Below are 1,196 nucleotides of genomic sequence, written 5' to 3' on the forward strand. Positions count from 1 at the left end.
ATGCAACAGGCAAGCCATGCGCATCGACTGCCAAGTGGATTTTGCTCGTGTTACCGGCGCGGCTTTTACCGATGGCTTCGGGTTGATCGCTGGCTACGCCAGTGCTGTGCTGATGGGCCTTCGCATAGGTGCCATCAATGAATACCCACTCAAAATCGGGATCAATCAGCTAGGCTTTGAAGATTTTCAGCCCTCTCCCAGCTACCGACCAAGCGTTGAAGCGCTTGTAGATGGCATCCCAACAACCAAAGGCGCGGGGCAAATCCCGCCACGGGCGGCCAGCGCGCATGCGGTAGAGCGTGCCCAACGGGCATCCGCAAATGGGGCTTGTTGTAAATGGCGTGTTGCAGCAGAATCTTTTCCAGCTTCGGCCAAAGCTCGTCGCTGAGCATCAATCGGGGCATCGCAAACCTGTAGGGGATTGGTGTAGGAACCTTATTCTTGCAGGTTTGCACTCCTTCCATCTCCCCCTCGCTGCAAAACGCCAATAGCACCTAGGAGCTATGGCTGCAATGAGCCGGTCGAGCGCCTCGAAAACTATTGCCAACATTACGCCCCGTCGCAACCGGAAGCACAAGCAACCTGTCGATGGGCACCGTTATCAAGCACGCCATCTGGTGGTGTGCATCCTCAATCGCCTAAAGCAGTTCCGTCGTATCACCAGTCGATATGACAAATTCGCTAGTTGATTCAATACTTTCTTGCATCTCACATGTGCTTATATCTGGTTACTGTGAACACGCCCTAGAAGCCCGTTCACGATCTTTTGAGCAGTCGACATCCCCCCAACCTCAGTAGCACTACACTTTAAAGTCCAAAGCTAATTTACCTGACTTCTCCGCGAGTGACTTGGCGTAGGCCGCTGGCGTCAAACCGCCCAGCGCTTTCTTGGGTCTTTCGGCGTTGTATTCCCGTCTCCGGGCCTCGATAACGACCTGCGCAGCCGCAGGCTGGTGAACCAGTGTTCATTCAGGCACTCATCACGGAAACGTCCGTTGAAGGACTCGATGTAAGCATTCTGATTTAGCTTGCCGGGCTCAATGAGAAACAGTTGAACACCTCGTGCATGAGCCCATGTCAGCAGGGCCCGGCTACAGAACTCCTTGCCGTTGTCGGTTCTGATCGCCTTGGGCAGCCCGCGTGTCTTGGCCAGTTGGTCGAGGATGCGCACGAGTTGCTGTCCGCCCATGGCCCGT

General features: G+C 55.0%; 1 protein-coding gene and 2 pseudogenes. 1 reads left to right on the forward strand and 2 read right to left on the reverse strand.

Features of this window, described 5'->3' with window-relative positions; genetic code table 11:
• Positions 1 to 404: pseudogene (locus HNQ59_RS19435) on the reverse strand (IS5 family transposase); the annotation flags it as partial.
• Between the two features lie 108 nt (positions 405 to 512).
• Here HNQ59_RS19435 and HNQ59_RS19440 point away from each other — a divergent pair.
• On the forward strand, positions 513 to 689 hold the full coding sequence (locus tag HNQ59_RS19440) for a hypothetical protein (protein WP_184042037.1): 177 nt from the start codon (positions 513 to 515) through the stop codon (positions 687 to 689).
• A gap of 111 nt (positions 690 to 800) precedes the next feature.
• Here the strand turns inward: HNQ59_RS19440 and HNQ59_RS19445 are convergent.
• A pseudogene (locus tag HNQ59_RS19445) lies at positions 801 to 1,196 on the reverse strand (integrase core domain-containing protein); the annotation flags it as partial.

Source organism: Chitinivorax tropicus, assembly GCF_014202905.1.
Lineage (GTDB): Bacteria > Pseudomonadota > Gammaproteobacteria > Burkholderiales > SCOH01 > Chitinivorax > Chitinivorax tropicus.